The organism is Actinokineospora pegani (genome assembly GCF_009745975.1).
Lineage (GTDB): Bacteria > Actinomycetota > Actinomycetes > Mycobacteriales > Pseudonocardiaceae > Actinokineospora > Actinokineospora pegani.
Map to the genome: position 1 here is coordinate 98,696 of NZ_WHOL01000097.1, position 684 is coordinate 99,379.

General features: G+C 71.9%; 1 protein-coding gene. It reads left to right on the forward strand.

Translation table 11 applies throughout. The features are described from left to right. The coding region (locus GCL84_RS17340) for a peptidylprolyl isomerase (RefSeq protein ID WP_156756536.1) at positions 1-626 on the forward strand (626 nt) is incomplete at its 5' end. Positions 627-684: the final 58 nt, after the last annotated feature.

Sequence of the window (684 nt, forward strand, 5' to 3'; positions counted from 1 at the left end):
GCCCCTGCCGGTTCACCCCCACCCCCGACGAGCCCGCCGCCCGTCCGGTCCCGCTACCGCCGGACCCCCGCGTGACGCCCCGCTGGGGCCACGTCGAGATCGCCCTGCCCACCAGCCAGGGCCCGATCCCGGTCACCCTCGACCTGGCCAAGGCCCCCTGCACGTCCTTGAGCTTCCTGCACCTGCTGCTGAACCGCTTCTACGACAACACCACCTGCCACCGCCTCACCGCCTACCCGACCCTCAAGGTCCTCCAGTGCGGCGACCCGAGCGGCACCGGGGAAGGCGGCCCCGGCTACAGGTACAAGGACGAGCTCCCCACCGACCTGCCGCCCCACCCCGGCGACACCACGGGCTACCGCAAGCTCTACGCCCGCGGCCTCCTGGCCATGGCCAACGCGGGCCCCGCCACCAACGGCAGCCAGTTCTTCCTGGTCTTCGGCGACTCAGCCCTCCGCGCCGACTACACCGTCTTCGGCACAGTGGGCGGCCGAGGCCTGACCACCCTGGACCGGGTGGCCGCCGCGGGCATCGCCCCCACCCCGGAGACCCCCGCTCCGGTCGACGGATCACCGGTCGCCACGACGACGATCACCAAGCCCCGCATCACCGGCTTCCACCTCTAGATGAGTGATTCCGTAAAAGTGGTGTAAGGCGGGCCCGTGTCACCGCGTGGGTGGAGGG